The 24,140-nt window shown below is 41.0% G+C and carries 26 protein-coding genes and 1 tRNA gene; 7 read left to right on the top strand and 20 right to left on the bottom strand.

Features of this window, described 5'->3' with window-relative positions; genetic code table 11:
* Nucleotides 1–19 precede the first annotated feature (19 nt).
* On the top strand, nt 20–376 hold the full coding sequence (locus F972_RS10685) for a hypothetical protein (RefSeq protein ID WP_004682958.1): 357 nt from the start codon (nt 20–22) through the stop codon (nt 374–376).
* A gap of 90 nt (nt 377–466) precedes the next feature.
* Here the strand turns inward: F972_RS10685 and bfmS are convergent, their stop codons facing one another.
* Entirely contained in the window at nt 467–2,113 is a 1,647-nt protein-coding gene (gene bfmS, locus F972_RS10690) for a sensor histidine kinase BfmS (protein ID WP_004682960.1), read from the bottom strand.
* A 100-nt stretch (nt 2,114–2,213) separates the two neighbouring features.
* Nucleotides 2,214–2,930, bottom strand: coding sequence for a response regulator transcription factor BfmR (bfmR, locus tag F972_RS10695; protein WP_004675099.1), 717 nt, complete (start codon nt 2,928–2,930; stop codon nt 2,214–2,216).
* 522 nt (nt 2,931–3,452) lie between these two features.
* On the opposite strand from bfmR, the gene F972_RS10700 reads away from it, so the two are divergent.
* The 4 genes from F972_RS10700 to F972_RS10710 all read left to right on the top strand — a co-directional run bounded on the left by F972_RS10700 (nt 3,453) and on the right by F972_RS10710 (nt 8,301).
* Nucleotides 3,453–6,287, top strand: a complete 2,835-nt coding sequence (locus F972_RS10700; protein ID WP_004682964.1) for a ribonucleoside-diphosphate reductase subunit alpha — start codon at nt 3,453–3,455, stop codon at nt 6,285–6,287.
* 71 nt (nt 6,288–6,358) lie between these two features.
* Complete coding sequence (locus F972_RS15480; protein WP_004682965.1) at nt 6,359–6,487, top strand: hypothetical protein; 129 nt, start codon at nt 6,359–6,361, stop codon at nt 6,485–6,487.
* Between the two features lie 24 nt (nt 6,488–6,511).
* Nucleotides 6,512–6,976 carry a hypothetical protein gene (locus F972_RS10705; protein WP_004682967.1) on the top strand — a complete coding sequence of 155 codons (465 nt, stop codon included), beginning with the start codon at nt 6,512–6,514 and terminating at the stop codon, nt 6,974–6,976.
* A gap of 41 nt (nt 6,977–7,017) precedes the next feature.
* A complete protein-coding gene (locus F972_RS10710; protein ID WP_004682968.1) occupies nt 7,018–8,301 on the top strand; it encodes a ribonucleotide-diphosphate reductase subunit beta in 1,284 nt (427 codons plus the stop codon).
* Between the two features lie 453 nt (nt 8,302–8,754).
* Here F972_RS10710 and F972_RS10715 read toward each other — a convergent pair.
* The 9 genes from F972_RS10715 to F972_RS10755 all read right to left on the bottom strand — a co-directional run bounded on the left by F972_RS10715 (nt 8,755) and on the right by F972_RS10755 (nt 15,273).
* Nucleotides 8,755–8,831 (bottom strand) — tRNA-Pro (locus F972_RS10715).
* 315 nt (nt 8,832–9,146) lie between these two features.
* Complete coding sequence (locus F972_RS10720; protein WP_004769730.1) at nt 9,147–10,307, bottom strand: tyrosine-type recombinase/integrase; 1,161 nt, start codon at nt 10,305–10,307, stop codon at nt 9,147–9,149.
* 98 nt (nt 10,308–10,405) lie between these two features.
* Entirely contained in the window at nt 10,406–11,146 is a 741-nt protein-coding gene (locus tag F972_RS10725) for a 3'-5' exonuclease (protein WP_004769732.1), read from the bottom strand.
* Nucleotides 11,147–11,237: 91 nt separating this feature from the next.
* Nucleotides 11,238–11,579 carry a hypothetical protein gene (locus F972_RS10730; RefSeq protein WP_004769733.1) on the bottom strand — a complete coding sequence of 114 codons (342 nt, stop codon included), beginning with the start codon at nt 11,577–11,579 and terminating at the stop codon, nt 11,238–11,240.
* A gap of 67 nt (nt 11,580–11,646) precedes the next feature.
* Nucleotides 11,647–11,844 (bottom strand): hypothetical protein, encoded by a 198-nt coding sequence (locus F972_RS10735; protein ID WP_004769735.1) that lies wholly within the window; start codon nt 11,842–11,844, stop codon nt 11,647–11,649.
* Between the two features lie 23 nt (nt 11,845–11,867).
* Entirely contained in the window at nt 11,868–14,645 is a 2,778-nt protein-coding gene (locus F972_RS10740; protein ID WP_004769736.1) for a toprim domain-containing protein, read from the bottom strand.
* 14 nt (nt 14,646–14,659) lie between these two features.
* Nucleotides 14,660–14,839, bottom strand: coding sequence for a hypothetical protein (locus F972_RS10745; protein ID WP_004769737.1), 180 nt, complete (start codon nt 14,837–14,839; stop codon nt 14,660–14,662).
* 5 nt (nt 14,840–14,844) lie between these two features.
* A complete protein-coding gene (locus tag F972_RS10750) occupies nt 14,845–15,075 on the bottom strand; it encodes a hypothetical protein (protein WP_004769739.1) in 231 nt (76 codons plus the stop codon).
* 3 nt (nt 15,076–15,078) lie between these two features.
* Entirely contained in the window at nt 15,079–15,273 is a 195-nt protein-coding gene (locus tag F972_RS10755; RefSeq protein ID WP_004769740.1) for a hypothetical protein, read from the bottom strand.
* 83 nt (nt 15,274–15,356) lie between these two features.
* Here F972_RS10755 and F972_RS10760 point away from each other — a divergent pair, with 83 nt between their 5' ends.
* Complete coding sequence (locus F972_RS10760; protein ID WP_004769741.1) at nt 15,357–15,704, top strand: hypothetical protein; 348 nt, start codon at nt 15,357–15,359, stop codon at nt 15,702–15,704.
* Between the two features lie 48 nt (nt 15,705–15,752).
* Here F972_RS10760 and F972_RS10765 read toward each other — a convergent pair whose 3' ends face one another.
* Genes F972_RS10765 through F972_RS10780 form a run of 4 tightly spaced genes read right to left on the bottom strand, consistent with a single transcriptional unit; the run spans nt 15,753 to nt 17,573 of the window.
* Nucleotides 15,753–16,313, bottom strand: coding sequence for a hypothetical protein (locus F972_RS10765; protein WP_004769743.1), 561 nt, complete (start codon nt 16,311–16,313; stop codon nt 15,753–15,755).
* Nucleotides 16,314–16,324: 11 nt separating this feature from the next.
* On the bottom strand, nt 16,325–17,131 hold the full coding sequence (locus F972_RS10770; protein WP_004769745.1) for a Rha family transcriptional regulator: 807 nt from the start codon (nt 17,129–17,131) through the stop codon (nt 16,325–16,327).
* Nucleotides 17,128–17,328 carry a hypothetical protein gene (locus F972_RS10775; protein ID WP_004769746.1) on the bottom strand — a complete coding sequence of 67 codons (201 nt, stop codon included), beginning with the start codon at nt 17,326–17,328 and terminating at the stop codon, nt 17,128–17,130. Before F972_RS10775 ends, F972_RS10770 begins: the two co-directional genes overlap by 4 nt.
* A gap of 2 nt (nt 17,329–17,330) precedes the next feature.
* Nucleotides 17,331–17,573 (bottom strand): hypothetical protein, encoded by a 243-nt coding sequence (locus F972_RS10780; RefSeq protein WP_228127557.1) that lies wholly within the window; start codon nt 17,571–17,573, stop codon nt 17,331–17,333.
* Between the two features lie 280 nt (nt 17,574–17,853).
* On the opposite strand from F972_RS10780, the gene F972_RS10785 reads away from it, so the two are divergent.
* Nucleotides 17,854–18,579 carry a hypothetical protein gene (locus tag F972_RS10785; protein WP_004769748.1) on the top strand — a complete coding sequence of 242 codons (726 nt, stop codon included), beginning with the start codon at nt 17,854–17,856 and terminating at the stop codon, nt 18,577–18,579.
* Between the two features lie 157 nt (nt 18,580–18,736).
* Here F972_RS10785 and F972_RS10790 read toward each other — a convergent pair whose 3' ends face one another.
* The 5 genes from F972_RS10790 to F972_RS10815 form a co-directional block, all read right to left on the bottom strand.
* Entirely contained in the window at nt 18,737–18,961 is a 225-nt protein-coding gene (locus F972_RS10790; RefSeq protein WP_004769749.1) for a hypothetical protein, read from the bottom strand.
* 210 nt (nt 18,962–19,171) lie between these two features.
* Entirely contained in the window at nt 19,172–19,453 is a 282-nt protein-coding gene (locus tag F972_RS10795; protein WP_081399045.1) for an Ogr/Delta-like zinc finger protein, read from the bottom strand.
* 195 nt (nt 19,454–19,648) lie between these two features.
* Nucleotides 19,649–20,926 (bottom strand): contractile injection system protein, VgrG/Pvc8 family, encoded by a 1,278-nt coding sequence (locus F972_RS10800; RefSeq protein ID WP_004769752.1) that lies wholly within the window; start codon nt 20,924–20,926, stop codon nt 19,649–19,651.
* On the bottom strand, nt 20,927–21,352 hold the full coding sequence (locus F972_RS10805; protein ID WP_004769753.1) for a phage tail protein: 426 nt from the start codon (nt 21,350–21,352) through the stop codon (nt 20,927–20,929).
* Between the two features lie 5 nt (nt 21,353–21,357).
* A complete protein-coding gene (locus F972_RS10815; protein WP_004769754.1) occupies nt 21,358–24,135 on the bottom strand; it encodes a phage tail tape measure protein in 2,778 nt (925 codons plus the stop codon).
* Nucleotides 24,136–24,140: the final 5 nt, after the last annotated feature.

Raw genomic sequence — 24,140 nt, forward strand, 5'->3', positions numbered from 1 at the left:
AGCAAACAAGGAGAAAAATATGCATCTAGAATACACCCACGACTCGGATTATTTCTTTTTTTCACAACTACTGATGCGCCATATAGAAAATTATGTTCGAAAACATCCAGATGCTGACAACGCGATTTTTGATTTAAGAGACATATACGAAGTATTTAGAGAGGATTTTGCGGCGACCACAACCAATCTAGAAAGTATTCTCAATATTGCCGATAGTTACAAGGTAGAAACCCTCAATGGAGATCAGGCACTCATCAAAAGCTATAAAATTGATATTAAGAACAATTCACTGTTGATTGACTTTAATACGGATGCGCTTAATGGTTTACGCTCAGGACAGCCATTGATTGAACCCGACCCATCTGTGCATGAATAAAGAGTAAGTCAATCTATCCAAGTTTTAAGCCATACACTTTACCAAAGCCATAATGGCTTTGGTTTCTTATAAAATCCTAATGCCCGAAATCTAGATTTTATTTTTACCGCTTTGTTTATAACGTTTGGCTGGCCAGGTCATGACAAAACGCGCCCCACCCAAGTTTGGGCTTTGGTCAACCTGAATCTCACCACCAAACCAGTAGGCGATACGACTTACGATCGAAAGGCCTAAACCATAGCCACCCGATGCACGGGTACGGCTATCGTCCAGACGCGCAAACGCCTCAAAAATGCGAGAGCGCTCCTGCTCTGGAATCCCTGGACCATCATCCTCCACACACACATAAGCCTTGCCATCAGCACGCACACCACCACTGATACGCACCTTGTTGTCACAGTAGCGCACTGCATTGCCCACAAGGTTCTGTACCACACGGTGCAGGTAACGGCGCTCGGCATCAACACGCAATGTCAAAGGCGGCGCAATCAGTTCAATTTCTTTCTGGGTTTTGAGTGCCTCAGTCTCCATTACCACCTGATCCAGCACCTCGACCAACACAAGGTCTTCAAAATCAAGCGATGGTGTGCCCTGCTCCAGTTTGGCATAGGTCATGATCTCATCAATCAGGGTATTGAGCGCCTCAATATCCTTGTCAATCATTTCCACCTGCTGAATACGGTAACTGTAGTCGTCCTCTTCCGCCAGCATCTCCATACCAAAGCGGATACGGGCCACAGGCGTTCTCAGCTCATGCGAAACCGCGCGCATCAATTCCCGCTGTGCCTCAATCAGGCGCTGGATATGGTCTGACATATTGTTATAACTTGATGCCAGATTTGCCATTTCATCGGTCCCCTCTATCGGGACACGCAATGACAGGTCGCCTGACTTCATTTTATTCAGGGCATGACGAACCTGACGGATTTTACGTTCAAGCGGTAGAATCAAACCATAAACACCCAAGCTCAATAAAAACAGGCTGAACAGGGTGATACCAGCCGCAAGCTGGAAAGGCATCCAGTTGAACATGGGCACTGGGCCTAGAACCAATACCTGTGCAGGGTGGTTAGGCATGGGAGACACAATCGAGATGGTGGTGCCACGTATACTGGCGCTGTCTTTATAAAGCAGCACGCTCTGGTCCTGACGCAAACGGCCAATCTGCTCAGAGTCGAGGTTAATATCTCGGATATCGGCAATTTCAATGGGATAATAGAAGTGCTTTTTAATTTTTTCCAGATATTCGCGCTCTTGACCTGGATAAAAGATCAGGTAGTCCAGCACAAAAATCGGCAGCGCTTTCATCTGCCGTTCACCTATTTTATCCACCTTAATGTAGAGAAAATGTTTGGGATCGTCTTTCAGCCCAATAATCACATAACCAATACCATTATTGGCATCGTAACGAACCACAGACTTTTGTTCGGCAATCCGCTTTCGCTCGGTACGGGAAAGTTCCACCCGCGCCGCATCAACATAGTAGATCGGAAGCTCCAGCAAATCCGAAGCATCTGAAATCCAGTCCAGCTTTTGCTGTTTTTCTGGTTGGCGAGCCACGCCCTCACTGATGACATAGGAAATACCATCTGTCAGGGATTCACGATATTCCTGCGCCCGTTGGTAGTTGATGATCTGCACCAGCAAATAACAGAATACCGCCACAACAACGACCAAAACCACCAGTCCAGCATAAATACGCAAGAATATGCTGTTTTTCAGTACTCGACTTACCATAAAGAAAATAGCCCGAGTGAATTAATGCGCTGACTCAATATCAAAATGAATATTAGGCGAACACAGTTCGCCCCTACCCAAGTTTCAATGATGAATGGAATTACATACCATGGGTTTCCTTGACGAACAAATAACCCTTGCTACGAACGGTCTTGATACGCTTTGGATTTTCTGGATCATCACCAATTTTTGGACGGATACGGGAGATACGCACATCAATTGAACGGTCCTGACCATCGTATTCAATGCCACGTAAACGCTCAAAGATGTCTTCACGGGAAAGGATACGGCCCGCATTTGAAGCCAACAACCATAACAGGTCATATTCCGCGCTGGTGAAATCAACCAGTTCACCATTCAGGGTCACAGAACGACCACCGTTATCAATCACCAGATCATCAAACTCGATACGTTGCGCCACTTCATCCTCAACCGTCTTGTCGGTACGGCGTAATAACGCACGGATACGTGCAAGCAAGACACGTGGCTGCACAGGCTTGGCAACATAGTCATCTGCACCCATTTCCAGACCTAGCACCTGATCCATATCTTCAGTACGCGCAGTCAGCATCAGGATCGGTTGATGATAATGTGGACGCACTTCACGACAAACGGTTAGACCATCCGCCCCAGGCAACATCACATCCAATACCACTAAATCAGGCTGCTCACTGGTAATACGACGAATGGCACGATTACCATCAGTTTCAACCCCAACTTCCAAACCGTTACGGATTAAATACTCCTGGGTTAAGCGTGCTAAACGTTCGTCATCTTCAACGATCAAAATCTTTGGTAACTTTTCTTCTTGGCTCATTTATTTGCCCCTAATAATTTTACAGATACATTGGTTTATGATTTGCAATATACACACGTTTACATTGTAAACAAGTGGTCGTTCACCAAACTGATACACGTCCACCCAGTTTTGTTATATTTTTATTAATATTATGAATTTTAATGTCTTTTTCAGAATTGCATGCTTGTTATAAACAACATAGATATTGAGTATAAATTTTGTACCAGTATTAAACAATTTGTTTCTTTGCGCTTCCGAAATAATTTAAGTGTCTGTTTTTTGAGTTATCCACAGAGTTATCTATACGTCTTTTTAAAGCCCTTTGCTATGCTATGTGTCTGTGAATACAGCAGTTAAAACACAAAAAAAACTTTAGTAAAATGTCAAGATTGATATGCTGTTAAAAATCCCGTATCTTGTGTTGAAAATAATCTTTAACCACTAAGTATTGTGTTTATCCCTCAAACATCGTGGCATATTTTGTGCACGATTCAAACGGTCTATGAACATAAAAATAGATGATAATGGAGCTATGCTGACATGAGCATCATCACTTCCACACCTGGCCAAATTCAGGTTATTAAGCGCACTGGAGAAATCGCGACATTTAATGCCGAGAAGATTTCTGTTGCGATTGGAAAAGCCTTTTTAGCTGTTGAAGGTCAGCAGGGAGCCGACTCAAGTCGTATCCATGACCGTATTGAGCAACTCACAGAGATGGTGCTGAATACCTTTAATCGCCGTTTACCGTCAGGCGGCACAATTCATATTGAAGAGATTCAGGACCAGGTTGAATTGGCGTTGATGCGCACAGGCGAGCAAAAGGTTGCCCGTGCCTACGTGATTTACCGTGAACAGCGTGCCACCGCCCGTCAGCAGGCAGGTGCGAACCATCATCCTACCCTACAGATTACTGATGCTAATGGTCAGCTCCAGCCATTGGACCTGAGTGCGCTTACAGCCACCATTGAAACTGCAAGTGCGGGTCTTGAAGGGATTGATGTTCAGGCCATTGTCGATGAAACCGTTAAGAACCTCTATAACGGTGTAAAGGAAAGCGACATTGCTACCACCATGATGATGGCAACCCGTACCCGTATTGAACAAGAGCCAAACTATACTTATGTGACTGCACGTTTGTTGTGTAATGAGCTTGTTGGTACTGGATTAGAATTCTTAGGTTTATCAACAGATACCCTGGAAAGCGATGCTTTAGAACCTTTCTTGAAGAAAGGGATCGAGCTTGATCTTTTATCTCCTGATCTTCTTAATTTTGACCTTGCTAAATTGTCAGCAGCGATTCAACCTGAACGCTCAAATCAATTTACCTATCTAGGTCTACAAACTTTATTCGATCGTTACTTCATTCATTCAAATGGCGTACGTTTTGAATTACCACAATTATTCTTTATGCGTGTGTCAATGGGTCTCGCACTCAATGAAGAAAACAAAGAAGACCGTGCAATCGAGTTCTATAACTTATTATCTAGCTTCGATTACATGGCCTCTACGCCAACGCTATTTAACTCTGGTACATTACGCCCACAATTATCCAGCTGTTATTTAACAACAATTGGTGATGACCTATATGACATTTATGGTGCGATGCGTGACAACGCCATGCTGTCTAAATGGGCAGGCGGTTTAGGTAATGACTGGACACCTGTACGTGCTTTGAACTCTTATATCAAGGGCACAAATGGTAAGTCTCAAGGTGTTGTTCCATTCCTTAAAGTAGCGAATGATACCGCTGTTGCGGTCAACCAAGGTGGTAAGCGTAAAGGTGCGGTTTGTGCGTACTTAGAAACCTGGCACTTAGACATTGAAGAATTCCTAGAGTTACGTAAAAACACAGGGGATGACCGCCGTCGTACTCACGACATGAATACAGCGAACTGGGTTCCTGATTTATTCATGCAACGTGTATTTGAAGATGCTGAATGGACATTATTTACACCTTCAGAAACACCTGATCTACACGATCTAACAGGTGCTGAGTTTGCTGAACGTTATACGCATTACGAAGCAGTAGCAAAAGAACAAAACATGTTGCACAAGAAAATCCGTGCAAAAGATTTGTGGCGCAAAATGCTTTCCATGTTATTTGAAACAGGCCATCCGTGGATCACATTCAAAGACGTATGTAACTTACGTTCACCACAACAACATGTTGGCGTGGTGCACTCATCAAACTTGTGTACTGAAATTACATTGAACACAAGCCAAGATGAAATCGCTGTTTGTAACTTGGGTTCGATTAACCTAGTACAACACGTTCAAGGTGGAGTGTTAGATCGTGAGAAATTAGCTCGCACGATTAAAACTGCGGTACGCATGCTCGATAACGTAATCGACATTAACTACTACGCTGTACCACAAGCGAAAAACTCGAATTTAAAGCATCGCCCTGTCGGTATGGGTATCATGGGCTTCCAGGATGCACTTTATGAAATGGGCATCGCCTACGGTTCAGATGCAGCAGTTGACTTTGCCGATGAATCTATGGAAGTGATCAGTTACTACGCAATTCAAACATCAAGCGATCTTGCGCTTGAACGTGGTGCTTACTCAACATTTAAAGGTTCATTGTGGGATCAAGGCATCCTACCAATCGACTCTTTAGAGTTAGTTGCTAAATCACGTCCTGAACGTATGTTCGAAGTTGATCGTACTCAACGTTTGGATTGGGATAGCTTACGTGCCAAAGTTCAAAAAGATGGTATGCGTAACTCAAATGTAATGGCGATTGCACCAACCGCAACCATTTCAAACATTTGTGGTGTGTCTCAGTCGATTGAGCCGACATTCCAAAACTTGTATGTAAAATCTAACCTTTCAGGTGAATTCACAGTAATCAACCCTTACCTTGTTCGTGCATTAAAAGAACGTGGTCTGTGGGATACCGTGATGGTAAATGACCTGAAACACTTTGAAGGTTCAGTACAAAAGATTGCACGTATTCCTGAGGAATTGAAAGCAATCTTCGCAACTGCGTTTGAAGTAGATACACGTTGGATCGTTGATGCTGCATCACGCCGTCAAAAATGGATTGATCAGGCGCAGTCGCTTAATCTTTACATTGCTGGTGCAAATGGTAAGAAACTGGACATTACCTATAAGATGGCATGGTTACGTGGTCTTAAAACGACTTATTACCTCCGTGCTTTGGGTGCGACCTCTGCGGAGAAATCAACAATCAATACAGGTGCATTGAACGCAGTTAAACCAGCATCGGTTGAAGCACCTGTTGTTGCGGCACAGGCAGTGGTTGTAGAGAAAAAACCTGACGTACAAGTTGAAGAGGATTTTGCTACGGCTGCACCTGTACCATTGGCGTGTTCAATCGACAATCCAGATTGTGAAGCTTGTCAGTAATTAGATCCTGGAAAAACCCTTCTTAAATAAAGTAGGGTTTATTTAAGATTTAAAGGAAAGAGGCAAAGATTATGTTGAATATTAGCCATAACTACATGTTAGGCCTAGGTGTTTTAATCTTTGCCTTTATTTTCTTTTATGTACCAATGGTGTATGCATTTTTAGCCATTCGGAAACAGCAGCAAAAGCAAGGTCAATAAAGTGCTTTATTGGGAAGTAGAACTATGCTTCAAACTGATTTAGAACGATATGCTAATGCTCCTGCTGTTTTAGTACAGATTTATGTCGATCGGATAGTACTTCATTATCCATCTTCTACAGAATATCTAACTGAATGTGCACAGTTTTCACATCCACGTTCGTTATTAGGTGATTTTAGTATCGCTGAAACTACATTAACGCAGTTACTCAAACGTGGTGGTGGCGGTTTTAAGTATTTAGCTCCTTATATGTTTATTCAAGCAATGGAGCGAATGGAATTTGGTTTAACACAAGTAGAAATACGAGCATTACAAGAGCTAGGGCTAAGTAGCGGGGCAAGAGCGATTGCCATTTATGATGAAACAGGCAAATTATTAACGCCAAACTCACTTCCTGCAACTATCAATCTCAAACGTTTAGCGATGATGGGATTGATTATTACCCTTTTTGTTTTGCTGTGTTTCTTATGCGCCATTTTCATTTTTTAAAACTGCAATGTAAATAAATTAAGATTATAGTGAGATTAAATATGTCTATCCTAAGTTGGGACGATTTTGAAGATGATACGCAAAAACCGACTGCACCTGAACACAAGTCTGCGTCCCTCGAATCGCAAAAAACGGTTGATACGCAAGTGGTACCTGATGCAGAGCCATCATCACCGCGTATGGCAGCTCCACAATCCGCTGGAACCAGTACCGTGCGATCAACAAATCCAACCGATTCGCTGGCTAGAGCATCTGAAGCCCTAGAACATCTTGACGTTGCGCCAGGTCTGGAAGAACTGGAAATGGGCGCACAGCGTGTACAGGTTGATGACAAGGCCATGATCAACTGCCGTGCGGATTTAAACCAGCTTGTGCCATTCAAATATGAGTGGGCTTGGCAGAAATACTTGGACGGGTGTGCCAACCACTGGATGCCTCAAGAAGTGAACATGAACCACGATATCGCACTTTGGAAGTCTGAAAATGGCTTGACCGAAGATGAGCGTACGATTGTTATGCGTTCTTTAGGTTTCTTCTCAACAGCAGATTCATTGGTTGCGAACAACTTAGTTTTGGCGATTTATCGTCATATTACAAATCCTGAATGCCGCCAATACATTTTGCGTCAAGCATTTGAAGAAGCGATTCACACGCATGCTTACCAATACTGTATCGAATCTTTAGGTATGGACGAAGGTGAAGTCTTCAACATGTATCGTGAGATTCCAAGTGTTGCACGTAAAGCATCATGGGGCTTGAAATATACACAATCATTGACTGATCCTAATTTCCACACAGGCACACCTGAAAACGACCAGCGTTTATTGCGTAACCTGATCGCATTCTACTGCGTGCTTGAAGGCATTTTCTTCTACTGTGGCTTTACCCAGATTTTGAGTATGGGCCGCCGTAACAAGATGAACGGTGTTGCTGAACAGTTCCAGTACATTTTGCGTGATGAGTCAATGCACCTGAACTTTGGTATCGACATGATCAACCAGATTAAGATTGAGAACCCTCACCTTTGGACAAATGAGTTCCAACAGGAAGTGATTCAAATGATTCTTGAGGGTACCATGCTTGAAATCGAGTATGCGCGTGACACTATGCCGCGTGGTGTATTGGGCATGAATGCCAGCATGATGGAAGAATACTTGAAGTTCATCTGTAACCGTCGTTTATCTCAGCTTGGTTTACCAGAGCAGTTTGCTGGCGTGAACAATCCATTTGCGTGGATGTCTGAGATGATGGACTTGCGTAAAGAGAAGAACTTCTTTGAAACGCGGGTAACGGATTATCAGACTGGTGGTGCGTTAAGCTGGTAAGTTTAATCTACACCACGCGACACATAAGTTGTCATTGATAAGAAAACCGCCATTAGTGGCGGTTTTCTTGTTTAATAAACACAAGTGCATTGTAAGCGTCCACTGAACCCCATGCCTATTTTTTAATTTTGGTCGCATTCAAGCAAAATATCACCATCAATTCCTATTGAGTTTTCTGCCATTTTTCTTAGTCTGCTTGAAGCCTCATGGCAATCACCGAATAGCTCATAAACTCAAACTTCACGACACCTCTCCCAACCTTTCCACTACACCAAACTTGTCATGCTCTGCGATGTATAGCTAAATTCTAAAAATATTAGTACATGGAAACATCTGTAAAACCTGATTTCCTATGGTTTTAGGTGTAATGATAAATTACGTATTCAGCTATATTAAAATTCAGACGTAAAAAAACCGCTTTATTAGCGGTATTTTATCTCATCTCTAGGATGATGGTCGGAGCAGTAGGATTCGAACCTACGACCCCCTGGTCCCAAACCAGGTGCACTACCAGGCTGTGCTATGCTCCGAATGTGGGGTGAATGACGGGATTCGAACCCATAAGAATCAATACACTAGCTCTATATAAATTAATAACTTAGCTTACAACCATATAGCAAATGGGTTAAATATGGGAATTGTTGGATCTCAAATTGATAGACAAGTTCCTTTGATTCTCTTTTAAGCCGCTTTTTAGACACAAAACGAATTAATGAGTAAGTCTGGATTTGGATGTAGATTTAAAAAGATGTAATAAAGTAATAAATAAAAAAAGTGCCTTAATATTTAGGCACTTATATGAATAAAAATATTTCTCTCATGGAGTAAGTTCAAAGTAAGTTTAATTACATCGAAATATAACTATTCAGCTTTGTGATGTAGTCTGGCAGATCCTCTGCGATTAACTTTCCGTAATGCTTATAGATCATAGATGTATCACTATGACCAAGTTGTTCTGCTATCCACTCCGGGGGGACTTGGCCAGACGTTAAAAGTTGACTGGCAAATGTATGTCTTCCCTGATTAATGCCTCGTCCGCGCACTTTTGCTTTCTTTAAATGTTTGTTCCAACGATATCTAAGTTCATGGTATTCAAAGTGATTTAAGCGTTCATGATTGATCCAGACAAAGCGTACTTTTTCTATTCGTTTGGTCCTGTTGTCACGCTGCAGTACTTCGATTGTTTTTGGTCTATTATTGCCTGAGCTTTGATACTGTTTTTTGAGAGCCTGTATTGCTGGTTCGAGCAGCTTGATTCGTCTTTTTCTACGCCGATTTTTGGTGACCCTATAGATACCACGGACGTATGATCTGGTTATTTGAATAGTACCGTTCTCCAGATCGATGTCTTCCCATGCTATTGGAATTTGTTCTGACATGGAAAGCCCTGTCCAGAATAAGCATGGTAATAGATTTTGAATATCGAGATCTGTTTCGGTATTCAGAATCATGGCGATTTCAACTTTACTAAATGGATCTGGCTCTGGTGGATCGAGCTGATGAATAACAATATTTTCAAACGGGTTATATGGCATTTGCTTTTCATCTCTCCAGATTGCATGTATCTGTGCAAAACGGGTGATGATTTCACGGACTGTTTTGTTATTCAGTGAATCCTTGAGTACTTCAATCCACTTTTTTAGCATGTTGGTATTGATATCTTTGGGGTGAATTTTCCCAAATTTAGGCACAATATGATTGTTTACATGACCCCGATATGAATCGTATGTGCTTGGTGCAACTTCTTTTATTGTTTGGTCAAGATATTGCTGGGCGTAATAACTGACCTGATTTTTTTTGATGTTTTTTGAGTTTGGAAAGTGCTTGGCCAGATGAAACTGATCCAATTGAATCTCTAATTTGATTAAGCTGGCCAGCTTTTCCGCACGTTCATGATTTTCTGGTGTGAATGGCCAGTCGAGTGTTTCTTTGATGACGGGTTCAGTTGCGATTGGTCGCATCCAGATCCGCATGGATTTTCCACGTATTTCGAGTCCTGCAGACATAAGTAGACCTACATTTAAGTATTTTAAAGTATTGGGGATATTTTATGCGGTTGCACCTCCGAGTGGAGGTGCTTTTGAGGTGATTAAAAGGTGTGGAATTATATAAACGGTAGCTCTTCGGTTTCGCTTATATTATGTCGTTCTTGAAATTCATTTTGCAGTGAAATTCGAAGATATGGTTCATCTGTTCTCTGCAGTAACCAACCTATGTCATAATCATCCATGTCCTTTATCGCCCAACCTTTATATTTTCCATAGAATATGTGGGTTGGGTATCTTGCCTGTTGTGAAAATTCCCACAGATCTTCTAAACTGGTAATGTTCTTTTCACGAATAATTCGTGCTACTAGTAAAAAAGTGGTTTTACAGTCAGTTAATGCTGAATGTGAATTGCGTAGTCCACGTCTTGTCGCTTTGCGATCGGTACTAATGTGGTAAGCCAATGCTGTTAAATTATGCGCTTCCAATGTTGGCCACATATAACGCGCCATTGCCAGTGTACAAATTGCTTTGATGCCATTGGTTTCTGTGCCTGCACGATTGATGGCTGCAATGTCATAGTCAATATTGTGACCAATCAGGTATTTGACATCATCTTTAGGCATTTGGAACTTGGTGAATGATGGGCATTTTACCAAATCTTCATCGACAATATGGTGAACTGCCATTGCACCTAAACCGATGGGTTCGCTGGGTTTGAAGCGTTTTTGGTACTCAATCATGGTCGGTAAAAATTCCTTTCTGCCTGATAACTCCCAAAAACATGCTTCCATTGCAGCTACTTCGATGATATCGCCATGTAATTTGTGGGTTTCCGTGTCGAATATGAAGGCGGTCATTGAGTTACTCCAACTAAATAAACAAATGTAGTGATGAATAGCGATGCTAGAACATTGATGAACATTGCATTTTTAAAGTTAAAGTTCATGCTTATTGTTCCTGGTCTAACTCACAACGACATTTCCCAATACGAAAATATTCAATCGGTCCTGGTGCATTCAATGGCGTAAATTCGCCACGTTCAAAATGATAGGTTTTTCTATTTCCTACAATTTCAAACACATCACCATCAATTGAAATAATGGAACCTACAAAGGCTTTTTGTCTTACCGCTGCACGGCCATCACCAAATGGTTTTACTGTTTCTTCCATACAATTGACTTGTTGGCCAACTTTGAACAAGTCAAAATCAGGCAAAATTAAGCCACCACATTTACAGTGGTATTTTGAAATTTCTGCTTCTGCAGTTTGTACGTTAGAATCGTTTTGCATAATTGCTCTCCGGTGATTGTGTGGCACATACAGAAGTTGCCGCTTCTGTATGTGTGCTGATTTATATTTAGCCTTCGATCTTCGAAAGCTCTTTATCAATAATGCTTTCAATGCCTTTCAGCGTTTGGTGTGAAGCTCCGTAGAGGTACGAATGACACACTTCTTTTTTAATGTTTTCCTGAATTTCAATTTCGTTAAAAATTTCAATTTTTCTTTTGATTGCTTGAAGTACTACTTTGATTTCAATAATGACTTTTTCGTCCATTTGAATCTCCTTGAGTTGTGGGATTAATCCCGTTGTGATGTTGGTTTTTCGAAGACCCAACAACGTTTTGATTTACCATCTATTTTACTTGCCACCATTTTGTTGGCTTCGATAAAACGATAATGAACACTGTGACGAAGCGCATGCTGCAGTTCGTCCATATTTGGCAATTGATAGCGATAATCCGCAGCGACTCGATAAAGTTGGGCAAAATTGATCGCGAAATATAGGTTTGATTTAGCGTGATGATTGACGACCGAATCCCTGGTGGCTATAGGTGTAATTGAATTTTCCATCTCTTCCACGGTGTTCCAGAAGTTTTGTACAATGATTGGATCTGACTTAAGTACCTTGTCTCGTTTCTGTGCCATTTCAAATAATTCAGTACGTACTCTCTTTTGAATGTCTTCAGGAACAAGGCTTTTCGATATACCTTTGGCATCTTTTTCAACTAAAACATGAAGACATAAAGCATCGAATAATGCTAAAAATTGAGCGTGGTTATGAATAACGCGTGAACTTTTGATGTCGTATTTGTCTTGATGTAAAACTTCATCGTACTTTTCCATACCCAAGCGGTAGGCTTCCATGATGGCTTTTTCTTTTTCGACACAAAGTAAAATAAATTGACTGATTTCACTCTGTTCATAACGTTCTAAATTTCGAGATGCGTACAAGCCTTTTTTAGACATTTGTTCTTTGCTGAATTTGTACTGAACAATACGTCCCATGACTGCTTCGGTCGATACGATTTCTGCATTTTGGCTGATGATGAGGGTTCCCATGAATGGCGGTTCGTAGGTTTCATTACCGCCATTTTTTACCCCTTTTGCACCTAATGATCCGTTGAAGTCGTATAAAGTTTTTAGGAAATTCCAGTCAAACTGTTTTACAGTACCTTTGTCACCTTCACGATCTGACTCGAGTAGAACCACTGGAAGGTTAGAAACTTGGCGGAATGTTCGCAATAAACCTGCCATGGATGTTTTGCTTGGATCAGGGTCTATACCTTCATAGCCTGTACGTCCAAATAATTTCCATAAAAAAACCAGTAACGTTGACTTACCTGTACCCGGTTCACCCACCAGTTCCAAAAATGGAAAGGACTTGTGCATGCTTTTGATTTGATATGCAAACAGGCTTCCAAAAAAACCTGTCAGTGCGACCATGCCTCTGACATCATATGCATCTAATAAATCTTTAACCCATGTGTTGTTGTATTCGCTAACTTTACTGTTGATTTCAAGCGGAAATGGCATTCGTGCTTTTAAGCTCAACTTACGTGGAAGTTCGAAATAATCTTCTTTATTGATATTGAAAAGCCGACCGTTTTGTACCGCAAGATCGCCCAACATATAGGTTTGATGGTCTTTGTGATAACCGACATAATTGATTAATTCTACATCCTGAATACCATCGAGCCAGTTATCGAGAAGATGATCAAGTTGAGTACCATTACCCTTATAGACAGCTGGTGTAATCGACATCAGTCGTTTTTTGAACTCTGCTGAAGATGCGAGCTGTCCACCTGTAAAGGTATTCTTTTCAGCTTTTTGTCCCCATGGGCGATCTATTTTAAAGAAATACCAAGATTCATCCGTTTCGTAGCTATTTTGCTTGTATAAGGGTGTCAGTTTACACTTCATCAAACGTGTGGCATTTGAAGAATATTCAAGTGCTGAATCACGACGTTCCGCATTTGCAAAGTCTTTTTCTTCCTGTGCCCAGTCTTCATTGTCGTTGGCTTCTGATTTGGTGTCTTTCATGTACTCGTCGTATTTTTCCATATCGAGCTTGAACCAGTAAGTTTGGTTCTGAAAATCGAATGGAAAAGACTTGGTACCATATCGCTTGTAGATAAGTATGCCTTTATCCACAGCTTTTTCTGCGACAAGCAAAGCCCCGTAATATTTATAGGTTTCTAGGTCGGAAAATTTGAGTCGATCTTGTTTGTAGAGATCGTTCCAGTCCTGTTTTTTACGACCGTATGGGGGTAATGCCACTTCACACTCAAAGCCATCGGCTTTGGCAAGTTCGATATTTTTAATAATACCGTCATGCCCTGCTTTGTCGTTGTCAAAGGCCCAAATCAACTTGGGTAAAGGTTTTTCAGCTTCTGCACACTGACGTGCTAATTTATTTAAAAAAATTGAAGGGTAGTTGTTACTAGTTAAAGCTGACAAACTGGTGATGTTGGATAACCAAAGCGCAATTGTGTCGAATATACCTTCGGTGATCCAAATCTCTTTGGATTCAATATAGTTGGTGTTTGGAGTGAGCCATGCATGACCTTTTGATGACCAAGTCTCTGTATTTTCCATAAAGTATGTTTTATGAAAAACACCTTGGTCATCCAGTACTCGCTCCCACCAACCATAGACACCCTCTAGATCTGTAATGGGAAAGCGCAGTGTGACAGTGGATACTTTAGGATTATATTGAACTCTATTTTCCTGGGAATATAAGCCTTTTAAGGGTTCGAGTGGAAAGCCACGCCCTTCTACTAAATATGCGTTGACTGTACGATTTGGCTCTTCAGGCGTAGGTTCAAAACGTTTTTCCCATTTTTCGAATAAGTCTGGAAACAGGTCACGGACATGGTTTTGATGGCCACATTCCTTTTTACGTGGACAAAATAACACCCAAGGGTTTTCACTATGTATCCATGCTGACGCTTCTTTATGATTACAGTCAGGGCATCTGCCACGATACTTGTTACCTGTTTTGAGCTTGAAGTGATAGTCGTTGATTAGGCGATCTATCACCAGCTCTCTGGTTTCAGGATACATTTCAAACGTCATGTTCTATTCACTGCTTAAAAATGGTGACGGTGGCTTTTAAGTTCTTGGCCTGCAAGTTTTGCAAGTAGTTCCTGTATCCGTTGCTTGGCAAGGTACTCAAGGGTTTCTTCAATACTTTTAAAACCAAGTTTGGTTTGTACTTCCTGTACAAGTTCTTTCTCTTTATCGCTTAATGCGACTTGCTGAATCGTCATGATCTTTAGCTCCGAGAAGAAAGGAGACCTTGTGCGCCTTTGGTTAAGTATTCATCTAGATTAAAATTGTCTATGTCTTCTGCAATGAGTGTTGCTAATGCTTGTTTCATGACTAGCTGACGCAAAATCACACCTGGTGGAAGTCCAGTCAGCTTTGAAACGGCAACGAATAATTGTGATTCGTCATCGGTTAGATTGACATTGAAACGATTGTCACGTTTTTGTTTTAAAGCCATGGGTTATACCTCTTGTTGTTTGTTTTTGCCTTTGAAATAAATTTGGGCAATTACTTTTGAACGACTGGAATCAGTTGCATCCACGATTTTGTCGATGTCTTCAACTTCAGTTTTAGGGAGATAAACAATGCAACCCACACGACCACCAGCAACTTTTTTTGCACGTGATTTATTTGGAGGTGAAATATCTGCACTCATACAGTATCCTTGCGGTTATAGTGATGTGTTATGACTCACTATAACACAAATATTTAACCGTTCAATATATTTAGGTGAAATTTATGTCCGATAATTTTGGCGAGCAGTCAGCCGTCATCGCAGAACGTTTTAAAAATGAGATGTCAAAAAATAAATTTGCTGCGAAAACAACAAGTCGAGAAATAGGCGCGCATGAGAATACGTTGGGCAACTACATTCGTGGAAAAGTACCTGACCAATGGGTTTATTTGGCTAAATTGCATGAAAAAGGGATTGATATTCGTTATGTGATTCTGGGTATAGATCCCGACTATGCAGGACTCACCAGTGAAGAAAGTTTATTATTAAAAGCTTATAGACAGCTTAGTCCTGAAGCTCAAACTGCGCTGTTGGGTTTTACCAAAATTGTTGCTAAAGATTTGGAGAAATAATGGTACAGGACGTAAAAAAGCCCACTTTTTACGGTGGGCTTTTGCATTTTATTCTTCCAGTGAATGCTGGACGATCTTTAATCTTTCCTCTATATCCATGAGTTTGTAAACCAAGTCATTTTGTTTATAAATGACATCCTTGTTCTCACTGCCTATTTCCAGTGAATTTCTCCAGATACGAATTGAACTTAAAGCCATATCCAAATTTAATTCGGCATCATTCTCTATATGTTGCATATCTACCCCATTGGCAATTTGGTTTAATTGAAATTGCCAGACTTTCACGTCCTCATTGTTCCAGATGGGGCTTGTGACCTTATATACACCATTGAATTTAGGATAAACTAAATCATTAAGCGATTGTTTTAAAAGATTTATATCTATAGGTTTGTCTAAATGATCAGTTTTTGATATTTCCTGAATCAAATCATTGATTTGTTCGGGACAAATAGATAAAAAACCGCGCTGCGTGTCATGGTTAAACAAGATTTGTGAACGGACACAATGGTCAATCATGTTAAAAAACTGCTGACAGAGTAATTGGCTTTTTTCGTTGGATGCTTCGACCCGATCTGCAATGGGGACGTAAGGAATTAAATTTTTATTCATCTTGCTTCCCCTTAGTGTCCAACATCGATCATGGTGGGTTGTGTACTTTTAAAAATCCAGCAACGTAATGTCTTACGCTCTAATTTACTTTGCACAGCAACATTGTGTTCTACATACTTGGGATAAGGTTGTTTGCTGTGTGGCAATATTTGGGTGAGGTCGGTTCTGTTTAATACTTCGGGAAACAGGCTTAACACTTGGGTCAAATTAATGGCGATTTGGTCGGTCCGGTTACTGTGGTTGTAATGATGAATACCATGTGTATATAACGTTGACCAAAATTGTTCCAGTGAGTGGCTCATGTTGGTCGGGATTTGGCCACTTTCACCCAGGCTTAGACAACTGAGTGGTAATTGTTCCCGAACAATACGCCCTCCCCTGAACCAGATCACCTCTGCTATGTCATCGTAAATATTGTTGACCGTTAAATTTGGGCTGCCTGACCGTAGTTGTACCACTGAACCGACTTGGATGGTTTGGAGTTGGGTGCTTTGTTTATGCAGTATGTCTGCCATGTGGTTAAAGGCATAGATATAAGCTTCTTTGATCTGTGCTGCTTTTGCACCTGTAAAGCCCATCGCTAGGAAAATAAAACCATCTTTGGTCATTTCGTACATAGGTAACGAACGCCCAGATCGGTCTAAGTAATCACTGAGCGCAAAATTGCGCTCAGTGAATTCTATTGAACAATCTATGCTTTTGATCGCTCGAATAATGTCACTATGACGCTTACCAAATACTTCAGCGACTTTTAGGCTGTCAGTTTTGATCTGGTCGTTTTGGATAAAGACGGCATGTTGTAGTTCGTATGTGGTCATGGCTGTTCCCCTTGTAATTTTTTGGAGATTTGTCCATCCAGTTGTTGAAGATAATGCTCTTTTTGTTGCACTGTTATTGTGTCTGTGTATAGCTGAGCATCGAGAAAGCCTGCAAGCATGTAGTAATGCGGCATGCGGTCACTTTCGGTATCGGTGAAACTTAATAGGCTCTGCATATAATCATTTATCTTTTGCATGATTACTTCCCCAAAAAAAGCATAGAGAAAGTAAGAACAGCCACACATAGAAATGTAAAGCCATCGATAAAGTTTTTGATGCGTTGTTTGCGCTGGAGCTGACGTTTGCGCTGATAGTAAGCAGCTAAGTCATAGACTGGCGTGTGTTCGATGTATTTTTTGTCGAAAGTAGATGCAGATGTACGGACTTGAATTTGTCTTTTCATGGCTTTTACTCTTGGTAAGCGTTTTAAACCTACCGCCATCCTTGTCACAGAATGGTGGCAGACCGAACAGGGGTGACAATACCGTACCAAGAGAAACGGCCAGCGCGAAGCTGCCCTGCCCGATCTACCATAACAAGTATAGCCGATCTGACAATTTAGGCAAAAAAAAGCCGCTTCTGAGCGGATGTTTTCTGCTCTCTTGGTAATGTTTTCAGGTTGTCACGCCCGACACCGATTTTGCGGTGTAAATACATATTGCTCTATAGTGCGCTGTTATGTCAATATAGTGAGGTACTATTTTTTATAAGTTTATGACTTTATGAATAATTTTGAGAATAAAAAAGTATCTATACCGTTGGCTATTGGTATTTTTGTAATCCCAATCATTTTTGCTTGGTTTACGCTAAAAAAAGGTTATAGCAATACTGCCAGACTTGTGAGTTTTGGTTGGTTGTTACTTGGTGTGCTTGTTTTTGTAATGTTGCCTACACCTGATCAGCCACTTGTTCAAAACAAGCCTGAACAAACAGTGACAGAGGTTAAGCCTAAGGATGAAAAAGCTGCTGATGTAGAGCCAAAACCTGAAGAAAATGTACAAGAAAAAGAATTTGAGACGATTAGAGGTTATAACAAAGCGATATTGGCTGTGCGTAATCATAGTAATAATGTTTTAGAAATTGATTTGCCTGCGACTGAAGTTGCTTTTACTGATCTTGATTATATTGATCATACCAGTCGTACCACGCGAGATATTTTAATTAAAATTTTAAAAAATCCTCCAACACAGCAGTTTTCAGCGATTCGTTTCGTGGTGTTTGCAGACTTAACTGACCAATATAACAATAAGAAAAATGAACCGATCTTCCAACTAACCTATGATTATGCGGAAATCAAGAAAATTAATATTGATGCTGATTATGTTGACCATCGTTTATTTTTAAACTTTGCGACGTTTGGTCTGCGTAGTCCTGTGGCACATGAAATGTTTGAAGGTTGGTGTGGTAAGGGTGATAATGCGGAACGATCTGGACGTTTTTGTCAGTAAAAATTAAAATAGAAATTCAACCCGACAAGGCTATGCTTGCAACCTCAAACTGTCGGGTTTTTTATGCGTCAATTTCTACTTCACGAATTTTAATTTCATACATTTGCATGATGTGCCGATGTACTGATCATTCATATATAAAGCCATACTTTTTAATCTATGCATCTGATATCCCATTGAGTTGTTCAAACTCAGCTAACCAGTCCAAGCGGTTAAAACCGCCCTCGCCTTTGTTCGGATAAATGCCTGCAATAAAAAAGCCCTGCTCGGTTTCGGATTTTTTAAAAGTATGAGCAATGATGTTGACGTAATCACAGCGTAAATTCTTTACCTGTTCATAGGCTTCATGTGCGATCGGATGATCTGGGGTGACATTGATCATTTCTTATCTGCCTTAGTCACTTTAATAAAAATAATTAAAGCCAACATAAAACCAACACCAAATATAAAACCTCGAATAAGCCATTCGAAAAATGCAAACCAATTAATTGAATAGTCAAATATCATTTGTAAATCCTATAGGCCATAAACAAATTTAAAAAATAAATAACCGTTGATGAGCGTTCCCAGCTCGAAAGTAAAAAGTAAAAATTCAGCCATCGTTTTGATCTTCCATGTGTTCATCGTTTGCCACTTTCCGTTCTGCATTGATTTGATCGAGTGTTTGGAGTTGGATAATAGGATTGGGCGTAGCACTGGCTGAGATTTGATGTGTAATTTCAAAGTTTCCACCTGCAGAAAAACCACAGCAAAAATTACTACACTGCAAGCCCAAAGCACGTAGTAAAGGATGTTGTTGTCGGCTACTACGGATATACATAGACGATCCGCAGTGTGGGCATTTAAAATTAGGTCTTTTCACGAATCGCCCCATATAGAACAAATATAAGCATCATTATAAATAACAAGGTGAAATATTTGTTCTTTTTATCTATTTTTTTATACTATTTGTTTGGTTTTTATTGCGTAGAAAAATTTCATGCAAAATATGAAATGTAAGTGCTGTTTTAAGCTAATTATTACCAATTTTTGATTTTAAAGGGTCGCATTTTGAATGTGACCCTTTTCATTATTTATTTTCGGATTGTGTTTGTTCTTTTTCTGCTTGCATGGCTTTATATTCTCTCGTTGCGGCAGTAGTTGCTGTTTGTTTGTTTTTATACAAATAGGTTAAACGCTTTGGTGTAGTTTGATCGCCCTGTGTAACTTTCCCTGTGTTTTTCCCGTCTTTATAATACGCCAGAATCCCTGTGTAACTGCCTGAGTCGTCGTCCACCAGTTCAGATAAATCATCTGAATCGGGTAAATAGACTTCGAGTTCAACGTCCGTCACAAAACCACTGTCTGCAGATAATGTATGTACAACACGTGAACCGAGCCAAATAATATCGTCTATTTCTGACTTTAAGCCCATAAACTGTACCTGCATTTCAGGAATGAGGTCAGGTTTACCGTAGGCAAGTTTATAACTGAATGTTGCCGACTTGGATTTAATCCGATTGAACTCTGACTGTGCCACACGTTTAGCGGATTTTTCATCTCGTTGAATATTGCGAAGTTCACGGGTGTTTTCGTCTGACATACCGACTGTAACTTTTTGGCGTTCGGCTTTGTCATTGTCGTAATAAAAAACCGTGACACCACTGACTTCGTCTGCACCGTCCGTGTCTGACCAACGATGTGAGTCGCCCATATTGCGTGTGATAAAGAATGTTGGCAGATCTAAGCCTGAAATGGTTTTACTCTCACCTTTGGGCATAAATAATAAATAGCCGTTTTTTACGGTCGCAATCGCATCATGCTCGTCTGCTATACGGGTGATGAGGTTGGCATCGGATTCGTTTTGGTCAATATGTGCCAGTGTAATCTGCCCCAAGCTGTCATGAATAATGGCTTTGAGGTTTTGTTCACTGGCAATGGTATTGATAATATCTGCGATGGTTTTGTTGTCAAAACTGCGTTCTTTTTTCTTTTTAAACGTGGCTTTGAGGTCTGCCGATGCACCCCGAATGGTGAGTACGTCGGGTACACCTGAGTGCTCTCGCTCTTTGATGGTGTACTTACCTTTATAAACTAAGCCTTCATTACTCCAGCCTATCCATATTTCCATATCCGCACCTTTTGGCGGAATACCTAATGATCCATCATGATCGGAAAGTTCTATCTCTACTGTGTCTGCTTCGATACCTCGGTTGTCGGTAATGGTTAGGCGCATTAAGCGTGTTTGAACCAGACCGCCGATGTCTACTCCATTGACCACGATTTTATAAAAGGCATGAGGATAATTGGCATCGAGTTTTTTGCTGATAAAGTTGATGGCAGTACTCGCCATACCAAGCAATGACATTTAAAGAATACTCCCCACAATTGATCCCAATACGTTGCCAACGAGTACACCTGCGGTTTGGGTTTTCTTTAATGTTAGGCTGAACTCCACCAGTCTTGGTTTACCATTTTTAAAGAAATAGGTTTGTGTTTCATTTAGCGATTCAATCACCCATAAGCCATAAATTTTGCCCGTACCTGAAATAAGCGGAAATGATTTGCCTGTGTCTGCCATTAAACGTAGTGCTGTCAGTGACATGGGCGCGCCAAATTCAGGGACGATGGAACCTTCCAGTGTAATGCTGTCTTCGCCTTTACCAACATACTGATATGCAGGCATGTCACCCACACGATTATTGCTGGCATGATTCCATGTTGTGGTTCGTTGAAGGCTCTGGTAGGTGGCTGTTGGTATAGAAAATACGAACATGCCATAAATCATCATCATTTTTATTATTCCTGGTCTTTAAAACTGCTACGCACTCGTGCCATTTTTTCGCGTTCACGTTTGTTGAGCATGTTTTCGAGCATGCTTTGGATCTGTTGAATGTTTTGGCCATGGGCGACATGCATTTGGATCGTCACGGTGTCCCCTGCTACTTGAATCGCTGAGTTAGATTTAGCTCGGACAGGTTGTGAAGAACGAATATTCGGTCGAGCAATATCAGTTTGCACAATTTTTTGGTGTGTTTGGTCTAGTGCTTTGATGGGTAAGTCAGACGAGTTCAATAACCCCACTGCCATGCCTTGCATCGTAAAATCGCCGATTTCAGCAAAGACACGACTAGGTGAACGAACATCTAAAATACTTTTGGCTTTGTCGATCACACCTGTGACTGCACTAGACAAAGCATCTTTTACAGCCTGAACTTTAGATAAAATCCCATTTTTAAGACCTTCTAAAATCATTGCACCAAAACCAGTAAATTTGGCAGGCAAGTCAATGCCGAACCAACTTAAAACAGCGGCAAAGGCAGAATAAAATAGACCAATGGGCGACCAGTTAATAATGAGTGCACCAATGCCAGCAATGCCACCACTGAATGCAGTTTTGATCTGCGCCCAAATGTTGTTGAAAAAGGCAGGAAGATTGCTGAATGTGGTCACGAGTACACCAACGGTGTTGCCAATTACCGTTCCTACAATATTGAATAGTGTTGCACCAAACTCCACAATTTTCAGAATAACCATGCCAACTACACCAATAATCGTACCGATGACTTGCCCGAAGCTTTTACCGTTTGCTGTAGCGGCTTGTAGTTGTGCATTGGTTGCTTGAAATGGAGTAAATAAACCAGAAATAGCATCTTTAACCCAATTAAATGCACTTACCAAGCCGTTCCAGAGAGGTAACAACGGACTCATTGTAGTTTTCAGACTGCTCCATGCGGAACTTAAGCTGTCGATCAGTGGTGCCAAGCCAATTTTTAAACCGTCCCAAAATCCAACAAAGAATGCTTTAATCGGTCCCCAAAATTTCCAAATAACATATGCAAGTCCAACAACACCAGCAATTATCCAAGAAATTGGATTTGTCAGTAGTGCTATCGCTAAAGTGCGAAGTCCTGCGATGAGCAATGGAAGTGCCTGGCGACTGAGGAACATAAAGGCATTGCCCAATACCCGAACTGCGGTAGAAATCAAAGTGAAACGAGATGGCATACCAATACCGAATTTGCCGAGTACTTTTGTTGCGATCCACATGAACAGTGCAAATTTTGTGATGCCTGCAACCATGCTAAAGATGGTACCAAACAGTAAATTCCCCGTGTAACGTACACTCAGCATAGCGACTTTAAACATGAGGAGTTTCATGGCTAAGTTAGCAATGGTGCGTACTAATTCAGGATTCGCATCTACCCAATCTTTAATTCGATCGATGAATGCACCAAGGCCAGTTACAAAGCCTCTTATGTCAGTACCAATAGCATTAAGTACAGAAATACTTAAATCCTGAATACTGCCACCCAGTTGTTCTATATCACCTGCTAAATTGTCTTTTAAAATTGCGGCCGCTCGTGCTGCTGCACCTTTTGAGTTTTCTAATTCTTTAGTCAATTCTTTAATTTTATTGACGGTTTTCCCTGAGTTCTTATCAAGTAAAGCCGACTGATCAACCAGTACTGCAAATGCTGATACAGCCTCTTGACCAGCAATATCTTTAAAAATGTCTAACCGCTCACCACTACCCATATTTTTGGTAGCTTTATTGACCTCTGCCAAGATGTCCGACATATCTCGTAAGTTGCCATTGTTGTCTTTGGTTTCGATTTTTAGTTTGGCAAATGCTTTTGTGGCTTCTTTGGGTGGCCCTGCAAACCTCGTCATGATACTTCGTAATGATGTCCCAGCCTGTGTATCAAGAATATTGTTATTTCCAAGTAAGCCTGTCATGGCTGTGGCTTGTTCGATACTTGCACCATAGGCTTTAGCAATAGGTGCAACGTATTTCATGGTTTCACCTAAACCATCGACACTCGTCGCAGTAAGGTTCGTACCTTTTAGAAAGACATCATTGACACGCCCAATTTCACTTGCTGCCAAACCAAAACCATTGAGCGTACCAACGGCAATTTGTGCAGCACGTTCCAGTTCAACTTTACCTGCTTCTGCAAGATGTAATGTTCCGCCAAGTGATTTATGAATTTGATCTGCGTTAAAACCACCTGAAGCCAAAGCAAATTGTGCTTGCGCTGCCTCTCCGGGACTAAATGAAGACGCTGCCCCCCACTTTCGTGCATCTGCTGTCAGTTGTTGCATGGCTTTGCTTTGTTTTTCTAAGTCTAGTACGGACTGTACACCTGACATTTGCTTTTCAAAATCTACTGCAGGTTTTAAAAATTGATATAAACCAGCTCCAGCAATGACTGAGTTCATGGCAAGACTTTTAAATTCTTCACGCATTTGTGCGCGATTGGCTTTGAGCGAGTCCGACCATGCTTGGGTTTTATTTCGTACTTTATCTAAAACATTGGCTACACGATCATAGCCATTATGCATGGTGTTTAGTGCACCACTGTGTTGATTAAGGTTTGATGAACCTGTTTGGAGATTTCGTGAATATTGTTTGAATGAACGTCCACCATTGAGGCTTCGTTCTAGGCGATCTATGGAATGAGTAAGCCGATCTATAGATTGATTCGTCGATTGTACATTTTGTTGAAATTGGCGAATCGGTTGAGTCGCTCTATCCACAAATTTGACAATAATACTGAGATCTAACTTACTCATGCCTA

The sequence above is a fragment of the Acinetobacter sp. CIP 102529 genome, from assembly GCF_000368325.1.
Taxonomy (GTDB): Bacteria; Pseudomonadota; Gammaproteobacteria; order Pseudomonadales; family Moraxellaceae; genus Acinetobacter; species Acinetobacter parvus.

Coding starts and splice junctions, on each gene's coding strand:
- bfmR (WP_004675099.1), bottom strand. CDS start 2,930: ATGAGCCAAGAAGAAAAGTTACCAAAGATTTTGATCGTTGAAGATGAC.
- F972_RS10770 (WP_004769745.1), bottom strand. CDS start 17,131: ATGACCACATACGAACTACAACATGCCGTCTTTATCCAAAACGACCAG.
- F972_RS10685 (WP_004682958.1), top strand. CDS start 20: ATGCATCTAGAATACACCCACGACTCGGATTATTTCTTTTTTTCACAA.
- F972_RS10795 (WP_081399045.1), bottom strand. CDS start 19,453: ATGGGGCGATTCGTGAAAAGACCTAATTTTAAATGCCCACACTGCGGA.
- F972_RS10760 (WP_004769741.1), top strand. CDS start 15,357: ATGTCCGATAATTTTGGCGAGCAGTCAGCCGTCATCGCAGAACGTTTT.
- F972_RS10710 (WP_004682968.1), top strand. CDS start 7,018: ATGTCTATCCTAAGTTGGGACGATTTTGAAGATGATACGCAAAAACCG.
- F972_RS10735 (WP_004769735.1), bottom strand. CDS start 11,844: ATGGACGAAAAAGTCATTATTGAAATCAAAGTAGTACTTCAAGCAATC.
- F972_RS10730 (WP_004769733.1), bottom strand. CDS start 11,579: ATGCAAAACGATTCTAACGTACAAACTGCAGAAGCAGAAATTTCAAAA.
- F972_RS10775 (WP_004769746.1), bottom strand. CDS start 17,328: ATGCAAAAGATAAATGATTATATGCAGAGCCTATTAAGTTTCACCGAT.
- F972_RS10745 (WP_004769737.1), bottom strand. CDS start 14,839: ATGACGATTCAGCAAGTCGCATTAAGCGATAAAGAGAAAGAACTTGTA.
- F972_RS10805 (WP_004769753.1), bottom strand. CDS start 21,352: ATGATGATGATTTATGGCATGTTCGTATTTTCTATACCAACAGCCACC.
- F972_RS10780 (WP_228127557.1), bottom strand. CDS start 17,573: ATGGCGGTAGGTTTAAAACGCTTACCAAGAGTAAAAGCCATGAAAAGA.
- F972_RS10785 (WP_004769748.1), top strand. CDS start 17,854: ATGAATAATTTTGAGAATAAAAAAGTATCTATACCGTTGGCTATTGGT.
- F972_RS10700 (WP_004682964.1), top strand. CDS start 3,453: ATGAGCATCATCACTTCCACACCTGGCCAAATTCAGGTTATTAAGCGC.
- F972_RS10755 (WP_004769740.1), bottom strand. CDS start 15,273: ATGAGTGCAGATATTTCACCTCCAAATAAATCACGTGCAAAAAAAGTT.
- F972_RS10815 (WP_004769754.1), bottom strand. CDS start 24,135: ATGAGTAAGTTAGATCTCAGTATTATTGTCAAATTTGTGGATAGAGCG.
- F972_RS10705 (WP_004682967.1), top strand. CDS start 6,512: ATGCTTCAAACTGATTTAGAACGATATGCTAATGCTCCTGCTGTTTTA.
- F972_RS10750 (WP_004769739.1), bottom strand. CDS start 15,075: ATGGCTTTAAAACAAAAACGTGACAATCGTTTCAATGTCAATCTAACC.
- F972_RS10720 (WP_004769730.1), bottom strand. CDS start 10,307: ATGTCTGCAGGACTCGAAATACGTGGAAAATCCATGCGGATCTGGATG.
- F972_RS10765 (WP_004769743.1), bottom strand. CDS start 16,313: ATGAATAAAAATTTAATTCCTTACGTCCCCATTGCAGATCGGGTCGAA.
- F972_RS15480 (WP_004682965.1), top strand. CDS start 6,359: ATGTTGAATATTAGCCATAACTACATGTTAGGCCTAGGTGTTTTAATC.
- F972_RS10800 (WP_004769752.1), bottom strand. CDS start 20,926: ATGTCATTGCTTGGTATGGCGAGTACTGCCATCAACTTTATCAGCAAA.
- F972_RS10790 (WP_004769749.1), bottom strand. CDS start 18,961: ATGATCAATGTCACCCCAGATCATCCGATCGCACATGAAGCCTATGAA.
- F972_RS10725 (WP_004769732.1), bottom strand. CDS start 11,146: ATGACCGCCTTCATATTCGACACGGAAACCCACAAATTACATGGCGAT.
- F972_RS10740 (WP_004769736.1), bottom strand. CDS start 14,645: ATGACGTTTGAAATGTATCCTGAAACCAGAGAGCTGGTGATAGATCGC.
- bfmS (WP_004682960.1), bottom strand. CDS start 2,113: ATGGTAAGTCGAGTACTGAAAAACAGCATATTCTTGCGTATTTATGCT.